The sequence below is a fragment of the Marinomonas mediterranea MMB-1 genome, assembly GCF_000192865.1.
In the GTDB taxonomy this organism is placed as follows: Bacteria; Pseudomonadota; Gammaproteobacteria; order Pseudomonadales; family Marinomonadaceae; genus Marinomonas; species Marinomonas mediterranea.
On record NC_015276.1, the window covers coordinates 2889360 to 2906940 of the forward strand.

Annotated in this window: 17 protein-coding genes; 6 read left to right on the forward strand and 11 right to left on the reverse strand. The window is 44.4% G+C overall.

Annotated features, from left to right (window positions below):
• The first annotated feature begins 78 nt into the window (after positions 1-78).
• A complete protein-coding gene (locus MARME_RS13135; RefSeq protein WP_013661746.1) occupies positions 79-1449 on the forward strand; it encodes a hypothetical protein in 1371 nt (456 codons plus the stop codon).
• Positions 1449-2615 (forward strand): DUF1501 domain-containing protein, encoded by a 1167-nt coding sequence (locus MARME_RS13140; protein WP_013661747.1) that lies wholly within the window; start codon positions 1449-1451, stop codon positions 2613-2615. The genes MARME_RS13135 and MARME_RS13140 overlap by 1 nt, the downstream gene beginning before the upstream one ends.
• 22 nt (positions 2616-2637) lie before the next feature.
• Here MARME_RS13140 and MARME_RS13145 read toward each other — a convergent pair whose 3' ends face one another.
• Positions 2638-3516, reverse strand: coding sequence for a LysR family transcriptional regulator (locus tag MARME_RS13145; RefSeq protein ID WP_013661748.1), 879 nt, complete (start codon positions 3514-3516; stop codon positions 2638-2640).
• A gap of 103 nt (positions 3517-3619) precedes the next feature.
• Between MARME_RS13145 and MARME_RS13150 the strand changes: the two genes are divergently transcribed.
• Entirely contained in the window at positions 3620-4828 is a 1209-nt protein-coding gene (locus MARME_RS13150) for an MFS transporter (RefSeq protein WP_013661749.1), read from the forward strand.
• 61 nt (positions 4829-4889) lie between these two features.
• On the opposite strand, the gene MARME_RS13155 is transcribed toward MARME_RS13150, so the two are convergent.
• Entirely contained in the window at positions 4890-7094 is a 2205-nt protein-coding gene (locus MARME_RS13155; protein ID WP_013661750.1) for a transporter substrate-binding domain-containing diguanylate cyclase, read from the reverse strand.
• A 232-nt stretch (positions 7095-7326) separates the two neighbouring features.
• Between MARME_RS13155 and MARME_RS13160 the strand changes: the two genes are divergently transcribed.
• The 3 genes from MARME_RS13160 to MARME_RS13170 all read left to right on the forward strand — a co-directional run bounded on the left by MARME_RS13160 (position 7327) and on the right by MARME_RS13170 (position 9666).
• Positions 7327-8349 (forward strand): N-acetylmuramoyl-L-alanine amidase-like domain-containing protein, encoded by a 1023-nt coding sequence (locus tag MARME_RS13160; protein ID WP_013661751.1) that lies wholly within the window; start codon positions 7327-7329, stop codon positions 8347-8349.
• A 166-nt stretch (positions 8350-8515) separates the two neighbouring features.
• Positions 8516-9349, forward strand: coding sequence for a hypothetical protein (locus tag MARME_RS13165; protein ID WP_013661752.1), 834 nt, complete (start codon positions 8516-8518; stop codon positions 9347-9349).
• Between the two features lie 26 nt (positions 9350-9375).
• Positions 9376-9666, forward strand: a complete 291-nt coding sequence (locus tag MARME_RS13170) for a hypothetical protein (RefSeq protein WP_013661753.1) — start codon at positions 9376-9378, stop codon at positions 9664-9666.
• A gap of 180 nt (positions 9667-9846) precedes the next feature.
• Here the strand turns inward: MARME_RS13170 and MARME_RS13175 are convergent, their stop codons facing one another.
• The 9 genes from MARME_RS13175 to cydD all read right to left on the reverse strand — a co-directional run bounded on the left by MARME_RS13175 (position 9847) and on the right by cydD (position 17580).
• A complete protein-coding gene (locus MARME_RS13175) occupies positions 9847-10344 on the reverse strand; it encodes an REP-associated tyrosine transposase (RefSeq protein WP_013661754.1) in 498 nt (165 codons plus the stop codon).
• Positions 10345-11349: 1005 nt separating this feature from the next.
• Positions 11350-11733 (reverse strand): SMU1112c/YaeR family gloxylase I-like metalloprotein, encoded by a 384-nt coding sequence (gene gloA2 / locus MARME_RS13180; protein WP_013661755.1) that lies wholly within the window; start codon positions 11731-11733, stop codon positions 11350-11352.
• Positions 11734-11764: 31 nt separating this feature from the next.
• On the reverse strand, positions 11765-12163 hold the full coding sequence (locus MARME_RS13185) for a YiiD C-terminal domain-containing protein (RefSeq protein WP_013661756.1): 399 nt from the start codon (positions 12161-12163) through the stop codon (positions 11765-11767).
• Between the two features lie 23 nt (positions 12164-12186).
• Complete coding sequence (locus MARME_RS13190; protein ID WP_013661757.1) at positions 12187-12654, reverse strand: GNAT family N-acetyltransferase; 468 nt, start codon at positions 12652-12654, stop codon at positions 12187-12189.
• A 28-nt stretch (positions 12655-12682) separates the two neighbouring features.
• Positions 12683-12895: an NUDIX hydrolase gene (locus MARME_RS21860; RefSeq protein ID WP_083799773.1), complete on the reverse strand. Its 213-nt coding sequence runs from the start codon at positions 12893-12895 to the stop codon at positions 12683-12685.
• A gap of 22 nt (positions 12896-12917) precedes the next feature.
• Positions 12918-13130, reverse strand: a complete 213-nt coding sequence (locus MARME_RS21865) for an NUDIX hydrolase (protein ID WP_083799774.1) — start codon at positions 13128-13130, stop codon at positions 12918-12920.
• 244 nt (positions 13131-13374) lie between these two features.
• Positions 13375-13908 carry a gamma subclass chorismate mutase AroQ gene (aroQ, locus tag MARME_RS13200; protein ID WP_013661758.1) on the reverse strand — a complete coding sequence of 178 codons (534 nt, stop codon included), beginning with the start codon at positions 13906-13908 and terminating at the stop codon, positions 13375-13377.
• Positions 13909-14144: 236 nt separating this feature from the next.
• The gene (locus tag MARME_RS13205) at positions 14145-15827 is read right to left on the reverse strand and encodes an amino acid ABC transporter ATP-binding/permease protein (protein WP_013661759.1); all 1683 of its coding nucleotides are present in this window, start codon (positions 15825-15827) and stop codon (positions 14145-14147) included.
• The gene (gene cydD, locus MARME_RS13210; RefSeq protein ID WP_013661760.1) at positions 15793-17580 is read right to left on the reverse strand and encodes a thiol reductant ABC exporter subunit CydD; all 1788 of its coding nucleotides are present in this window, start codon (positions 17578-17580) and stop codon (positions 15793-15795) included. The genes MARME_RS13205 and cydD overlap by 35 nt, the downstream gene beginning before the upstream one ends.
• Between the last annotated feature and the right edge of the window lies 1 nt (position 17581).

Genomic DNA, 17581 nt, shown 5'->3' on the forward strand with positions numbered 1-17581 from the left:
TTAATGTAAAAAATGATTTAATCTTTGTTCTTTTTTTAGGAGAATAGACGAAACTGATTATTTCTTGGGCACTGCTTTATGGATATTAAGAAGCGAGCATTCATAACAGGGGCGGCAGTAGCACTTCAAGCTTGTGGTGGTGGCGATTCTGAAGAGAAATCAAGCGACACTGACAGCTCAACGGACAATTCTTCAACACCAAATTCCAATCAACTGCTAAGCCGACAAGGCGCAGTCGCACTCTATTTACCCAATAACGAAGCATTATTCGATTACTCAGCCGCACTAACCCATTTTTCGACGAGTGATAGCGCATTTTATTATGACCTTGAGCCATACTTAGAACGCTATGAAAGAACAGATAATCCAATCATCTATTTAATGATCCATTTAGGTCACGGCAACCCTCTTAGTAAAGAATTCTTCGATAACTGGATTACATATCAGCTATCCAATACGTTTGTTCTCGCGGTCGGGAGTGAACTTGCGACGGTGTCAGACAGTTTAGTGATTTCCCACCTCCACGACATCCGAGAAGCCGTTGCAAACGACACATCGATAAAAGACTATGTTTACGAATATTTCTTGTCAGAGATGTTTTGGGCACGCTTTCGTAGCCCCGAAGATAATGGTCGAGAGGTCTTAGAAATTTATCTCGGGCTTTTTCAGGATGATTTGGTTCCTAAAGCAGCGCAGATCCTCAAAAATTATTCCTTTAATGAGAGCACTGGTAGCCTTGAGAAGAGCCTTGAAGTCAACACAGAGGCACAGGAAATTTTAGGCGAACTATTAACCACTCCCGGCGAACTCTATCAATTTGTTGTAAATCACGACGATTTTTTACCGCATGTCTACACTCACATCGTCAAGCAGCTGTATGGCTATGAAGACCGCGAGGTAATTGGACAGCTTCAGCAGATCAATGCAACAACATTTAGAGAAGTCTACTTAGTGGCATTGTTCCATGAAAATATGGCATCAGTGACACGAACAAAGTTCCCAGAAGAAGTACTGTTCCCTGCCTTAAAATCAGGAAATTATCAGGTAAGACGCAATGATTTCACAGTGTTTTTGAACTTAATGGATCAAATTGGCACTCGCCCTATGCTGTCAAAACTTGAGCGCAGCCAAGCCACTTGGAATGCATTGAACATTGGTAATATATCCAGCCTGTTAGAGAGGATTTACACCAATGAAGCTGGCAGCTTCTCATCGCAGTGGAATTATGGATATTCTCAAGCGATATATTTAGAGCTCGCACGAAACGTTGAGAATAGCACCGCTCTTCTTCAAAATGCACATCGCATTCTATGGAGAGAAGATCATACGTACCCGACTCAATTTGAAGATTTAATTGCCCAGCAAACTTCTGATAGCGATAAAATTAATACGGCGCTTCGTATCGCCGCAATGAATTACGCACTGTATGAGCACGGAGTCGCTTCATAATGAACATATCTAGACGCAGCTTATTAAAATCAGCCAGTTTGGGCGCTTCTCTACCGTTAATATCGTCAAACGTGTTTTCCAAATTAAGTACAGATAACGTGTCTGTCGTCGAAATCTTTTTGTATGGTGGCGCCTCCTCAGCCATCGCCGAAGCTGAATTTATTCAGAGCCAAGGCATTAGTGGATACAGCGGAATCACGCTTACAGACAACGGATTTTGGGAAGAATCTGGAGGAGAGAACTTAGAAACCTTGCTTTCTGCAAACCGTTTATCGTTGTTCTCAATCATGCCTTGGCATAACTCGAAAGCACATGGTTTTTGTCAGGATTATAACGTACTTGGTCAGGCAGAAAACTTACCGTCAGGCACGCAACTTATCGCGATAGGAAGTGGTGGAAAGTCCCTTGTGGGGCGCAAGACTGGCTACATCTCTACGGATGGAGAATTAACAAACCCTTTCGATAAAGGTGACTTAGCAGACACGATCACCAGCCTCTATTCCAATCTAGGCAGTAGTGAGCATCAAGCGCTGCAATTGGCAGCCAGCTCTCTAAACAGCGCGCAAACGATTCGCGATCAATATGCAAACACATATGAATCAGACATCGGTCTCGAAATTCTCTCCGTGTTGTCCTACATTCAAGCCAGTGACAGTACCGTTTATGCGTCGATCCCCTTTGGAGGCTGGGATATGCACAGCAATGCTTTTAATAATTATCGCCCTAAAATGTCAAATCTAACAGCGGCATTAGTCGCCGCAAACAACCAAATAGAGGATCAAGGAAAACCGATTGTTATATTATTGCGTGGAGATTTTGGCCGAAATTACTATATCAACAATTCGAATGGCTGGGATCATGGAGATCATCAAATAGGCTTATTAGTGGGTGGCGCAGGTAGTATCAGTCACATAGGAAAAAGCTACGCATCTGCGTTACAGTCCGACAGCAACACTCGGGTTTATACAAAACCGGATGGCTCATTCACGACACTCGACCCACTTGAGGTGCGTGCATTTGTGCTAGAGACACTAGGCGTCGATCTAAATCAGTCGATTTCGCTCGTCCAATCGAACACCTATTTAGGCGCGCTGGATTTCGCATCGACGACTTCAACAACAATAGAAGAGATGAGAAGCAATTTAAACAGTTACACGTCTTTGTGAGCGAGTTTTAAACTTGGCCGTGTTATATGTCTCGTCCTTGTTCACATACAAATTCCAAAAATGCTTGATTGGCCTTAGATAAGTAGCTGTCTTTACGCCATGCTATCGTTAGGTCTAACCAAATACTGGGTTCAAATGAGCGCGTAATCAGTTGGTCTTCATCACTGATCACCATTGAAAGCATGGTCGAAATCCCGAACCCTTGCTCTGTAATGGATTTAATAAGCGGTATTAGGTTTGTTTCAAACCCAATATTGGCCTTTACGCCCGCCTCCTCCGCAAGTTTGTCGATAATTCGGCGGTGAAAGTAGCCCTCTTTGAACATGACCAACTCTTCTTTAAAAAACTCTGCCGGCGTGACATATTCCTTTTTACTAAACAAATGATCAGTCGCCACCACAACTTTCATTTCCTGTTGAAGCAATCGCTGTGTCTCTAAGGATTCAGGCAGTGATTCTGCAACAATCACGCCTAAATCAAGCTCCCCATTTTCCAACATTTTTTGTAGCTGCCAAGTGCCACCTTCGATAACCTTAAGCGATATATCTGGAAAGCGATTCCGAAATGCCATTAAAATAGGAGGAAAATAATAAGACCCCAACATACTAGGAATACCGACCCGAACCTCACCTCGTTCGAATCCTTTCAGCTCTTGCATTTCTAATAAAGCATCGTCTGTGGACTGAACTATTTTTCGAGCGTGAAGAAGAAGCCTATTGCCTTCGTCAGTAAGGCTGATATTACGATCCGCTCTGTGTATTAGAGTTAACCCTAAATCCGTCTCTAGTTTCTTAATCGCCATACTAACAGCAGGTTGTGCCACACCGAGTTGTTCCGCCGCTTTTGTAAAGCTCGCAAGCTCTGCTATCGCAACAAAGTATCTAAGCTGTTTTATATCCATCAGTAACTCTTATTATTTTGATAACTTGAATATATTTTAATGATCCGTTTGCCCAGAGTATAGTGGCGCTATGCATTAATCAAGACACATTAAGGAAAGCACTGTGATCCAAACCAACAGCCCCGTATTCTGGCGCGGTACGTTCGCACTAGTCATAGGCTCTTTTATGGTGTTTGCTAACGTTTACGTTACTCAGCCGTTACTGCCTATGCTTGCTAATGCCTTCTCAATCAGCCCCCTTCAAGCCAGTGGTAGCTTTACCATCACCACGTTTACACTTGGCCTGTCTTTGCTCATCTACGGCCCTCTCTCTGATGCGTTAGGACGCCGAGGGCTTATGCTGCTAACACTCCTTGGCACCACGCTTACAACGTTTTGCTTATCCTTTGTGGCAAACTATGAAATGTTATTGGCATTACGAGGGATACAAGGCTTCTTTTTAGCAGGCTTACCCGCCATAGCAGTCGCCTACCTTAGTGATGAATACGCGCCCGACGCCTTACTTATCGCGGTTGGATTATATATTAGCGGCAATTCAATCGGAGGGATTGGTGGCCGGCTCATCGGTGGTTTCTTTGGAGAATGGATTGGGCCTTTTGCGACGTTTGGCTTAATGAGCGTCATCAGTGCTGTTTGCTTACTCTGCGTGTTCTATTTGCTCCCGCCATCCAAGCATTTTCAGCCAAAAACACTCAATGTTAAGTCCATCAAAGGCGACATCGCCGCACACCTCAAAAACCGACGGCTTCTAACCTGCTATCTAATCGGTGGCTTCAGCTTTTTCATTTTCATAAATCAATACAGCTATATTACGTTCGTATTAGAACAAGCACCCTATAGTCTGAGTGCAAAATATGTTGGGCTTCTATTTTTGACCTATTTAGCGGGTACATTAGGCTCGGCACTGTCAGGCAAACTAGCCACTCGGTTCACGCAACCTAGTATTATGATTATGGGGACGTCGATCTTTATAATTGGCTCTTTAGTGACTCTTGGGGATTCGCTTCTAGCAATCATTTTAGGCTTACTCACCAACAGCTTTGGCTTTTTTGTTTGCCATTCAACGTGCAGCGCCTTCGTAAGCCGTAATGCAGACAAAGCAAAAGCAAGCGCATCTTCATTGTATTTAGTGTTCTATTATTTGGGGGCGAGCTTGGGTGGGTTCTATCTTGATCCATTTTGGCACTACGGCGGTTGGAACGCCATTATCGTTGGCTCATGGATCATATTAGGGGCTGTGTTGACGTTAGAAATTCATCTTTTACGTCAACACAATAGAAAGGCCATAATATCGAAATGCCCTTCTAACTGATTGCTTAAAGCTAGCGAGTCTAAAGCTAGTGAGTCGGAACAATTCGCTAGGAACTAGCCCGTTAACATGGCTCAATGCCCTGTTCCGCTAAGCAAGCACTTGGTTCAAGGAACTCGACTCGATTTCGTCCATTATTTTTGGCGACATACAACGCGTTATCCGCACGTTTATGAAGTTCAACAACAGTTTCAAAAGGCTCAAGAACAGCAAGGCCAAGGCTGATGGTTTTCGTACCGACGATCGTGATGTCATAGGAAGAAACCTGTGCTCTAATCATTTCTGCAAACGCAATCAACTCGTCAGGAGGGGTATTCGGACACAACACCATAAACTCTTCTCCACCCCAACGACCCACTTTATCGGACGGTCTGGCATGCTGCTTTAAAAGCCTTGCAATACAACCAATAACGTCATCACCAACACTGTGTCCATAGGTGTCATTGACGTCTTTAAAATGATCGATGTCGATCATAATTACGCCTAAAGGGCGGCCATAATGCTTTGATTCAATGCACTCACGTGCCATAAGCTCATCGAGCTTCTTCCGGTTAAACAGTCCAGTTAAATAATCCTGGCTTACCAGAAGCTCTAATTCTTGTTTCGCAGCATGCATTTCGTCGTAGGCCAGTTGAATTTTTTTATTCATTTTTGCCAGTTCGCGATATCTGAATATGACAAATAACGCAAAAACGACCACAACAAAAAGTACTTTCCAAATCAAACTGTAATCCGTACTGATGTCATATCGAATCGCAACTCTTTTACTGATTAACGACTGCATAATCGTGGGTTCAATACTCTCAACGTGCTTATTAATTATCGAAATCAGATCTGGGTAGTCGTTTCGAACTCCCAAACCCAAGGAAAAAGTTTCATCCATTTTCGCCGACACCTTGATGCCAGCCATCTCATGTTCTTCGACCACGTGACTAATCGAGGCGACCGAATCAAGGTAACCATATACCTCACCCGATGCCACCATTTTGAGCCCATTTAAGGCCTTATCGACTTCTATCAGTTTTATATTTGGGTATTTATGACGCAGCGAAGAAACGATGGAATAGCTTCGTACTACTGAAAATGTTTTATCCAAAATATCGTCGACTCGACTCACAAAAGGTTGGTGTATTTGCGTCGCGACCACAACTGGAAAATTCGCATATGGCGTACTAAGCGTCATAAAGGCATCTCGCTCTTTAGCTTGAGCGGCCATTGCTAAGACGTCACACTGCCGCTCTTTTAACGCTTTAACGGAATCAGCCCAACTCGCTGTCGGTACATATCGAAACCGAATAGAGCTGCGTTGCATAAACAGTGCTAAAACGTCGGCTGATAGGCCATCTGGTTCCCCTAAACTGTTTTCAAAATCAAGCGGTTTCCATTTAGGGTCAATGCAATATTTTATAGGCCCAAATGCATTGAGAAAGTTACTCTCCGATTCCGTTAGCGCAACGTATTTGGGCACTGAGTCGCCAAACCACTTCACTTGTAATTTGGCTTGTTCGACACTAAGAGAATCAATGGCTTTACCAATTGCAGAGGCCAATAATCGCTCACTTTTTTGGATGCCAAATGATTCCTGAACGATGGGGAAATAAATATTATCCAATATTGGAATACTCACAATATCAGTAATGAAATTAGACGTGATACTGCGTTGCACCACTTGATGCGTGGCGATGGAGGCGTCAACACGCCCTAGCATAACCGCTTCAACCAGTTGCTTATTATCCTCAAACAAACGCAAGCCAATTTCCGGGTAATGTTCGCTAAGCTCTGATTGCACCGCGTAGCCATTGATAACCCCAACCACCTTGCCTTTTAGTTTTTCGAGTGAATTTAGTTCAGCGCGTTTTTCTTTAGGCACCACGATCGAATGATAGTGACTCATATATGGCTGAGAGAAAAGCGCATAGCTTTTTCGGTCAGAGGACGACGTCATCTGCGCGATGATGTCGATTTTTCCCTCTTTAAATTTATCAACTGCCGACTTCCAGTTTGTCGCCTCTGTTTTATAGTGAAATGACACCCCAAGTCGTTGTGCAATGAGGTTGGCAAAATCGACAGAATAGCCGCTTAGCTGTACGCCATCCCAAAAGGAGAAGGGAGCAAAGTTTCGCTCCACGTAAACCGAAAAGGACCGATTTTGCATAAGAAACTCACTTTCTTCTCTCGTCAAAGCCAGCCCCGTATCCATGGCAAATGTCCCTTCAGCAAATACGATTAAAAAGCTGATTAGCCACTTAAAAACACGATACTTCTTCAACGTAACCTCTTTCGCATAACAGAGTTCTATCCCAGTAAACCGGACGTATAACGTTACCTTATTACGAAATACCTTTTCGAATCTAGTATTAATTTCTTTCGCTTTCTTTACTCTTGTACTCCATGCTTACATTAACAGTGTGACAATTGTTCGTGCACACTCACTCTAAAAGGGTCAATCTTGAGATGGAATCGCAGCCGTCGACTTACAACAAGGGAAAGAAAATCAGATCATGTTTAGCATCACGCACTTTTCAAAAGCCAACACCCTCGTTACTTTTTCAGCGCTACTGTCTTTAGTGCTATTGTCGTTGCAAGTCTTTGCTCAACAAACACCGTACGAAGAACCATTTTTCTCGATGGTAAATCACAAAGAACCAATGCAACAAGGCGACAATAGCCACAGAGCGAAAAGGATCGAAGCCATAAGCGAAACCTTATTGGGCGCAAAATATGAAGATGGCAGCCTAGGTGAAGGCGCTCATGGTGTATATGATACAGACCCTCTCATACGCTTCGATGTGTTTGATTGCACAACCTATGTAGAAGCCGTTGTAGCTGGCGCTATGTCACAGTCAAAAGCGACGTTTGAGAAGAACCTAAAGCAACTTCGCTACAAAAACGGACAAGTCGAGTTTATTTATCGAAACCATTTCCCAAGCTTAGATTGGATTCCAAACAACCAAGATAAACTCACAGACATTACTCACCTAGTTGCCCCCGACGATGTCCAACTCGCTCAAGCTACGATAGACAAACCTTCTTGGTACAAAAACATGAAAGCAAACCGTCTAAAATGCGAAAGCGAACACTCGCTTTCATGTAAGCAGCGCCTGGCCCAACTTCAACAAGAAGGACGACACTTTCAACCAGAGAACAGTACCATTGCATACGTTCCCCTTTCAGCGATCTATCTAAAAGAAGACAAGTTAAAAGAGAGCAAATCAAAAGAAGGCGAAAGCAAAGATGTAAATGGCAACTCGATTAACCATCGCATCCTAGATAGAATCCCGTCCGGCAGCGTTATCAGCATGGTTCGTCCAAATTGGAACATTAAAAAATGGATTGGTACCAACATGAACGTTTCCCATCAATCCATTGCAATTCGAAAAGGCAACCGCCTGTATCTTAGACACGCCAGCCAAACACACAAACACGTTATAGACGAAGACTTCATTACCTACTTCTCAAAATACTTAGATAACTCGTCTCTCAAAGGCTTTAATGTTCTCGTATTAAAAGACCGCCAGTATTAAGCGGGGTGGAAATTGGGGTCAGATAAAGAATAGAGTCGAGCCTTGCATCTGCCCCTATTAACCTTACTTACGATCTGAATTTAGGGCTTTATTCGATTGCGTAGCTTTGTTAGCATCCCATTTCGCTTGTGCGCACGGATGCGAGCATGATTACTAAGGATGGAACATGATCTCTGTTATATCTCCCAAATTTGGGTGGAAAGTGTTGCTTTTCGTTCAGATTTCGGTCGTTTGCCAAGCGGTTTGGACAGCATTTACCACACCAATTAGCGTTACGCCAAATCACATTATTTTGGGCTATATTCTTTTTGATTATTCCCTTTTCGATTATATAAGCAGCATTCTACTTCCGGGAGCATTATATGGTTTATATCTCTACGCATTTAATAGACCTATCCCGAAATTCATTCAGTCTAAGGTGCTTTTACGGGCAGTAGGAATAGTCTTCTTGTTTAGCAACCTATGCATTGTTTGGGAAAGTATAATCGAACGACATGCTAGTCAGTTGGACGGCGAGACATATACTATTCTGTGTGTATTGTTCAGTTTTCCAAGCGTATATGCATTGTGGCGTCTATCCTCAACTCTCGAATCAACGATCGAGGAATTTAGGCTAGCAAACTTTATCGAATTGTGGGGAATGACTACCCTTCTTTTTCTACACCTTACTAGCTTCTTCTGCCTTATCTTTGTCTCCAAGTTACTGTTAATGGCGATCCCACATGGCGTGATCCTGACAAATGGGGTGCTTTTTATCGGCTATTTAGCTTGTCTCTTGTATCGATATTTTTGTAAGAACTCCCTATCAATTAGCATTCGACTAACAGACTTAATTTTGGTCAGTTTGTTGCTTTCAAAAGGTATCGGTTTGGTATTTGAATTTAGTGCGGGAGGGTATCTGATCAGGGAGACGCTGTTTTTATGTTTCATCTACCTCGTTCCAGCGCTTATGCTCTCTGTTCGGATATTCCTATTCCGTCGCCCTCTATTCCGACGCTAAGGAACTAAAATAATAAAGGATTATATATGGAAAATATTAACAGGTTGTTTTCGACAGCCACATTTTTATATGGCATTCACAAAGACAAATCGGTTGCAGAAGAGACGTACCGGAAGTTATATCCAGTATTAGTATCTACCATCCGTCGGCAAGGAAGAGATTCACAGCAAGCAAAAGATCTTTTATCTTTGATGGGAAGCCTGCCTTCGTATGGTGTACAGAGGCGGAATTTTAAACGGCGCTACATAGACAATGTATCAGGCTGGAAAAAGCTTCCGGAAGACCCCAAAAATTTCCCCTATGGGTATTGGTACTAAAGAAAGTTAGAGGAATTTAGGACCAGATGAAGAATAACGTCTAATTTTTCATCTTGCCTCCCATTAGCCCTTCCAACCTACAACACTCGCCCCACGATGACCTAACTATGTAGGTCGGATAAGGAGCTTGCGACGCCATCCGACATCACTCGATGTCTCAATAATCGACGCAACTAGAGTCTATACTCCACACCAGTTTTGAGGATATTGCCCTAGTTCCACCGCTCGATGAAAACTTGAATATGGCCAATCTTTCACTTGAGTAACCAGACCATGCTTGAATGGATTGATATGCACATAATCTATATGACGCTGATAATCCTGTTCATCTCTGATGCAATGTTCCCAAAAGCGTTTCTGCCATATGCCCCTTTCGCCTCTCTTGAGATTTGAAGATGACAGACTTTCTGTTTTAGGTAATGCTTTCGAAAAACGCTTTTTAATTTCCTGCCAACGGATTGAATAATTTGCATCGCCTCTTGGTAGCGTCCAAACTGCATGTAAATGATCTGGCAATACCACCCAAGCATCAATAACAAATGGCCTTGCACTCTTTACAAAGCGTACAACCTCGCGTAATTCTTCAATGTGCTCTACTAATAAAGACGTCCCTCTATTGTGCAGATTTACCGTAAAAAAATACGTTCCACCCTCCACATAACATCTTCGATATTGCATATAACCTCCTTGTTTAAAAATTAATGACTCGAAACCATTCAACGATCCCAAACGCCCCATGTTGGAAGGCGCTGCGCTTTTCCAACCTACGAAATCGTGTGTAAAACGTAGTTCGGATAAGGAGTTTGCGAGACAATCCGACATTTAACCCAAACCCAATCACCCAAATACACCATGTTGGAAGGTGCTGCGCTTTTCCAACCTACAACACCCGTCCCACGATGACCTAACTATGTAGGTCGGATAAGGAGCTTGCGACGCCATCCGACATTTAACCCACACCCGATCAACCAAATACCCCATGTTGGAAGGCGCTGCGCTTTTCCAACCTACAACACCCGTCCCACGATGACCTAACTATGTAGGTCGGATAAGGAGCTTGCGACGCCATCCGACATTTAACCCACACCCGATCACCCTAATATCCCATGTTGGAAGGCGCTGCGCTTTTCCAACCTACAACACCCGTCCCACGATGACCTAACTATGTAGGTCGGATAAGGAGCTTGCGACGCCATCCGACATTTAACCCACACCCGATCAACCAAATACCCCATGTTGGAAGGCGCTGCGCTTTTCCAACCTACAACACCCGTCCCACGATGACCTAACTATGTAGGTCGGATAAGGAGCTTGCGACGCCATCCGACATTTAACCCACACCCGATCAACCAAATACCCCATGTTGGAAGGCGCTGCGCTTTTCCAACCTACAACACCCGTCCCACGATGACCTAACTATGTAGGTCGGATAAGGAGCTTGCGACGCCATCCGACATTTAACCCACACCCGATCAACCAAATACCCCATGTTGGAAGGCGCTGCGCTTTTCCAACCTACAACACCCGTCCCACGATGACCTAACTATGTAGGTCGGATAAGGAGCTTGCGACGCCATCCGACATTTAACCCACACCCGATCACCCAAATACCCCATGTTGGAAGACGCTATGTTCAAGATGTGTACTAGCAAAAGAGAACGACTAAATGGAATTCACTATGGTCTAAGCCTCGTACAACTCTAATGGCAAATCGTCTGGGTCACTGAAAAAGGTGTATTTTTTGCCCGTATATTCGTCTATGCGAACAGGTTCGGTGGTCACCCCATGCTCTGCTAGATACGCCACGGTGTCTTCTACCGACGAGACATAAAACGCCAAATGCCTAAGGCCCTGAGCTTCTGGGTAACTTGGGCGTTTTGGTCGATCAGGAAAGGAAAAGAGCTCGATTTGGTTACCATTCGGCAGTTTTAAATCAAGCTTGTAAGAGTCACGGGCTTCACGATAATTTTCAGCAATGATCTCAAGCCCTAAGATAGACACATAGAAATGCTTCGAAACCGCGTAGTTCGAGCAAATAATAGCGACGTGATGGATACCCTTTATCATGAATGCACTCTCGTAATTTTACGTGTTGCCATTACATCAAGATTCGATAATCTGCGATCAACTGACTCACTAAATCGCCGTCTTTATCCCGAGCCTCAATCCGCACTATACTCTTGTAATGCCCACTTGGACGCTGATTCGGTTCTTCCTCAAACCGCGCTTGGACAGTCACTTCACTTTGCGCGGCTTTCGGGTAACTCACATTGCCTTCTTTTATGGCAACTTTATCACCCAGCCCATGTATTTCAGCCCAACGCCCCACCAGATACCAACCTGCTATCACCAATGCCGAATACTGGCTGCCAGCAAATACCGTGTTTTTGTCGTTTTGATTACCTTCAAATGGAAGCGAAAAAATCGCTTCGGCGTCACTGCAAGAGACAAGCTTAATACCGAGCTTATCAAGAGGTGGAATCGCATCTAGGTTCATTCTATTTTCCTACCTGTTTGTTCCTATTTAGCATTATCCGCACTATGCTGAAGATCGCCGGAAGACACTGGCGATTTAACGACATCGACAAGGTCCGCGCCCATTTTGACATAGAGTATGTCCCCTTTAAAAAATGGCTCGCCCATGACATCAAAGCCAAATTTTTGATAAAAGCCGGCAACAGAATCACGCGCATCAAACCACATGTCCTTTATTTCTAATGAATTCAGTTCATTCAAAATATGCGTGAGTATTGCGCTGCCAATCCCCTTGCCTTGATGTTCATCCAGCGTTGCAAACTTTCTCAACCGTGCAGTCTTGTCCGTGATAAAAATAGAGGCAACGCACACTAGTTTACCGTGAATAAAGGCCCCATAGTGAAAAGCATGGTCATCACCTTCAACATGGCAAAACTCTGGTGTTTTATCTGGCCAAAGTACTTGGTGTCGAATTGAAATGGTGTCTTGCCACGGGACTTTTTTAATTTCCATTGAGTTAGCCAGTCATCTAATTAAAAGATCATTTAAAATACGCTTTTGTGTTTGCGTGTACAAATTCACTTGCCATTAAATCCTTCTCTGTCATCCATTTCATTTCTGAGTGCTGAGTATCGAAGCTGACTTGTTTCGAAGGGTTCATTTTTACTCTGTAGCCCAACGCAACGTAGTGAGTATTTATACCTTCCACGGCGTTAAAATTATCTTCATAGATATGATCAAATGCACCAATCATTTGAGCATCCTGAATGGCGATATCAAAACCCAGTTAGGTACTTGAAATTCGTTGCATTGCGGTTTGTAGGGGCTCGTTTTTGCGAATGCGCCCCCCCAGGCACAAACCAGTAGCCTTCTGCGGGTTTATTGACACGTTTCCCCACTAAAAACAGGCCATCAGACCGTTCCAAAATAATGTCAATCGACACCAGAGGTGTACTGTCTATGATGTTTAAAAACGCGTCGTTATTCATGAGGTTATACTGCAATTAACAATGGTCTTTGCATTATACTCCGTTCGGAACATGATACTAACTGAGAGAAATGATTGAGGTAGCATGCACAATATAAACATCCTATTTTGCGTCTGCTTATTGCTGCATCGATGGTCGGCATCTATCCATTAAGTAAACGAAGACTAAACGAAGACTAAACAAGGAATAGCAAGACGAAAAAGAGACCGCCAGCGGTGGATCAGAGCTGGCAGTCTCTTACAGATTAACTCGCTAGCGGTGCGACTTTCAGAAGAGCATCGTACAGCAGTCTCTTATCTGATTCAGTGACATAACCAATGTTGACGTCTGTACTAAATTCTTCAAAACTGACGTCTCGAAACGAACTATGTTCCTCTAAGTACTTAGACATACCTAGAATAATTTCGTCGCCTAGGTGAATTAATGCAGGTCGCACTTCTTTGACCAAATCTTTGGGTTGTTGCTCCGAGGGCGTCGATAGCAGATCCGCACGTACACGGTATTGAATCGCTTTCGCGACAGAGATCTGCGCTCTGAAAAACGCCTCGATCGACTCAGGATCTAAACCGCTTTCTTTCGCGGACATTTTAGATTCATCGACAACAAGTTTCTCGCGCGCGACATCCTCAATAGGCACATGCTTTTGTGCTTTATACAAAGCAACGTCTTCCATGTAGCTCAAACGCTCGCTGATCGAATGAATCAGTTCGCTCGATACATCGTCCGCCCATGCAGAGATTGAAGCGAAAGCCATTAGCATTAACAGTATTTTTTTCATAAATCTTCCTTAACTTTTTTCATTTGATTAAAAGGCCTACTGGCCAGAGTACTGTTTCGAAACCGCAATTTATCTTCGTCGAATTCAACACATTACTCCAGCTACGGCATTACGTATTCTGAGAAAATTCGCCTTTCATTCAAGCTTTTTAACAGTTGATATAAAGTGTGAAGACCTGCGACACAGAGTGCACGTTTAACAGAAACGCGGAGGGAATAATGACGCAAAAAGCGCCATTATACTTTTAGAGGCATGGCCATTTGATCGAGCGGGCTATCAATATGACTGACGTAAATTAAATAGTCCGGGGAGTAAGAGTGACTCGAAATAGCATCACAAACCCGTTGGATACTAGCAGAATCTAGCCCGTCAAACGGTTCATCGAGTAACATTAGCGGCGCTTTTCTAAGCAGTACGCGGCCCAAGGCAATTCGACGCGCTTGCCCACCAGACACATCTCGTCCTTGTGCACCGAGCAGCGTATCCAGGCCATTTGGAAGACTCTCTAGCCATTCTCCCAACCCTAGAACCCGTAGCACATTGACCAGTTCTTGATCTGTTGCACTGGGTGCGCCTAATCGAAGATTAGAAGCCAGACTTTGCTGGAAGATAATGGGGTTTTGTGGGAGGTAAGCAACCTGCTTGTACCAATGAGCGTTTGAGGTGATACTCGCTTCTCTTTCGTCCAAATTTCTATCGCCTAAGTAAACATATCCACTAAAAGGCAAATCGCCCGCAAGCGTCGCCAGTAGGGTCGACTTCCCTGCGCCACTTTTACCGACAACTCGAAGACTTTCACCTAATGAAACATCACCGTTTATTCCCATCAGAGAGGTCTTCTGTTGTATATCTTGTCGGTAACCACCCACAAGGTCTTCAAACCGAATCGTCACTCCCAACTTACAAGCGGGAGCCTCTTCATTAACTCCTTGCTCTGCAATTTGATTTAACCGTCTAAGCCCAACCTTAGACTGTCCCTGTGCAATAAAGGCAATGGATAGAGGCTGAATTAGTTCATTTACCGCCAGCATAACCAGTAATAATGCAACGAGCCAAGTCGCCTGAATACCTTGGTCAAGAACCAGTACCCCATCTGTATAACTGAGTACTTGTCGTAACGTCACCGCGATCAAGGCGAAGGTTGTAATCTGAGTAAGGTACTTCGCTGCACTGCTGGTTCTTTGAATACGCGCTTGCTCTTCTTTTTGACGGTTATCGAGGGTTTGTAATTTGCGCGCATACCCAGTCCAACTCCCTCGAATCGTGAGCGTAATTAAAGCGCCAAACACACTCATAAAACGTGCTCGCCTATGCGTTGATAAGGCCTGCATTTTAAAGACTGATACGCAACACAAGCGATGTGCTAGCCACGGCAACAAAACAAGTTGTATCGCCGAGAACACCACAACCCAAGGCCATAATGTGGGCACAATGAAAGCACTCAAAACCACCAAAGACAAACACCCTAGACTGGCGTATAACCAAGGCATCACGACGGCAAGAGGCCATTTTATGATCTGATCAAGGTCGCCAATTAGCCTTTGCAAAAGATCGCCTTTCGTTTGTTTATTCAGCTCGATAAACGGCAAGTTCTTGCGCTGATCCCAAACCCATAGACGCAAAGTGCGAAGTAAACCTAACAGGTGATCATGAGAGAACACTTGCTCCCCGTAACGACCTGCGGTTCGTAAGATGGCCATCAGACGCACCAGCGCACCGGGCGTCAGGAAGTCAAACGTCAGGGCTGTCCCGACGACCGCCGCCAGACCCGCTGCGGATAAAAACCAACCTGAAATCCCTAACAAAGCAACCGCTGCCAAGCTTGCGATCGCACCAATCGAAGCGGCGACAATTAAGCCAAATGGGTTCTGTAAGAGTAACGATTTAAACGTAAGAACGTTTGATTTGCGCTTTGGCATGTACACCCTCCTTTGTTAAGGTCCAAAATGTATCGGCCCAAAAAACCGGATGCGTGTCGTGGCTGATAATCAGCATTGTTTTACCATGAGACACATCGTCTATGGTGTTAAGTACTTGCTCGGCCGTTTCTTCATCAAGGCCAGAGCAAGGTTCGTCGAGCAGCCAAATATCGGCTTGCGTCAACAGAGCGCGGGCAATCGATAAACGCTGCATTTGCCCACCAGAAAGCCCCGTGCCCGCTTCGGAAATAGAAGAGTCCAGTCCAAACTCCAATTGTTGAACAAAGTCCCAACATTTCGCCTGTACCAACGCATTTCTTAAGGCGCTTTCAGTACAACGACCAATCCCTAATTCTAAATTTTGACGAATAGTGCCTTGAACCCATTCAGGCTTTTGAGGAATCCAAGCCAAGCGCTGGCGCCAATGCGTTAAATCAGACGATTTCAACTCGTCACCCTCGACGTTAACGCTGCCTTCATAGTGTTGCTCGAAGCCAAGCAGAATCGTCATCAAACTGGATTTTCCAATGCCGGATTCACCTTTAAGCCAAACCCGCTCGCCTTCTCGAATCGATGCCGTAAAGGCATTCAAACGCTGCCTTCCCGCTTGTTGCCAACCTAGGTGTCTCATGACAATCAACGCGCCTGTTTCAAATTCAGGATGCATCACCTGCTCGCTCAAATCGCCCTTGCGCTCATTGTCGTTGTCTTGTGTCTGAGTTTCCGCGGTAACACGATAGATATCGATCAAATCCACTGCCGCTGCTTCGGCTTTTTGTTTCGCATGGTAATCATTACCCAGTTGACGCAGTGGCAAGTAAAATTCAGGAGCAAGCAGCAATAAAAAGAATGCCTCGCTCAAGGTAACGGGCGCGCTGCCTACTGACCAAGGTAGTTGCTCTAACAACCCTAACCCTAAATACAAGGCAACCATCGCAATCGATACGGAAGCAAATAATTCCAATGTACCCGTCGATAGGAACGCGAGCCTTAAAACACTCATTGTCGATTTTTGATACCGCTCGGCGCTGTCAGAGAGTCGGTCACGAGCGGTTGTCGTTTGTCCCAAGCGATTCAGCTCAGCTAAACCTTGGTTTAAATCACTAAACTGATTTGAAAGCAGTGACAACACTTTAAACTGTCGTCTATTGGCTTGCGCCGCTTTGTGTCCAACCAGAATCATAAAGAAAATAACCAACGGCGCGGTTAACATAAAAATGCCAAACGCAATCCAAGAAACCCAAACCACGCTCGCTAGAATGGCGCAGGGGATCACGGTCACCAGAAAAACCTGAGGTTTGTAGCGCGTAAAGAAATCGTCTAAGGCATCAATCTGCTCATAGACACGTGTCGATAATGCCGCGTCTTCTTCTATCTGATGTCTTTTCGGGCCGAGTTTTGCAAGATGAGAGATGGTCTTCTGGCGTAATGAAAAGCGAATATTTCGGCTCGCGGAGGCACTTAACAGTTCGCGTATATATTGTGAAGACACTCTTGATAAGAAGCCAATGCCCGCAACAATCAGCATTTGTATATCGACTGAGGCATTCAATACCAAATCGGCAAACACAACAGCCAATCCGAGTGATTGCAGAACAATGCCAGCGGCAATGATCACCCCTAAGCAGTTCACCCATCGATAGGTTTTAGACTGCGATTGAGCAAGGTCTTTTAGAAACAAACGCTCTGGAGTGACCACACGTCCAGAGCGTTTGTCGGCCTTGTTGCTGTTTTTAACATTGGCCTTTTTCATA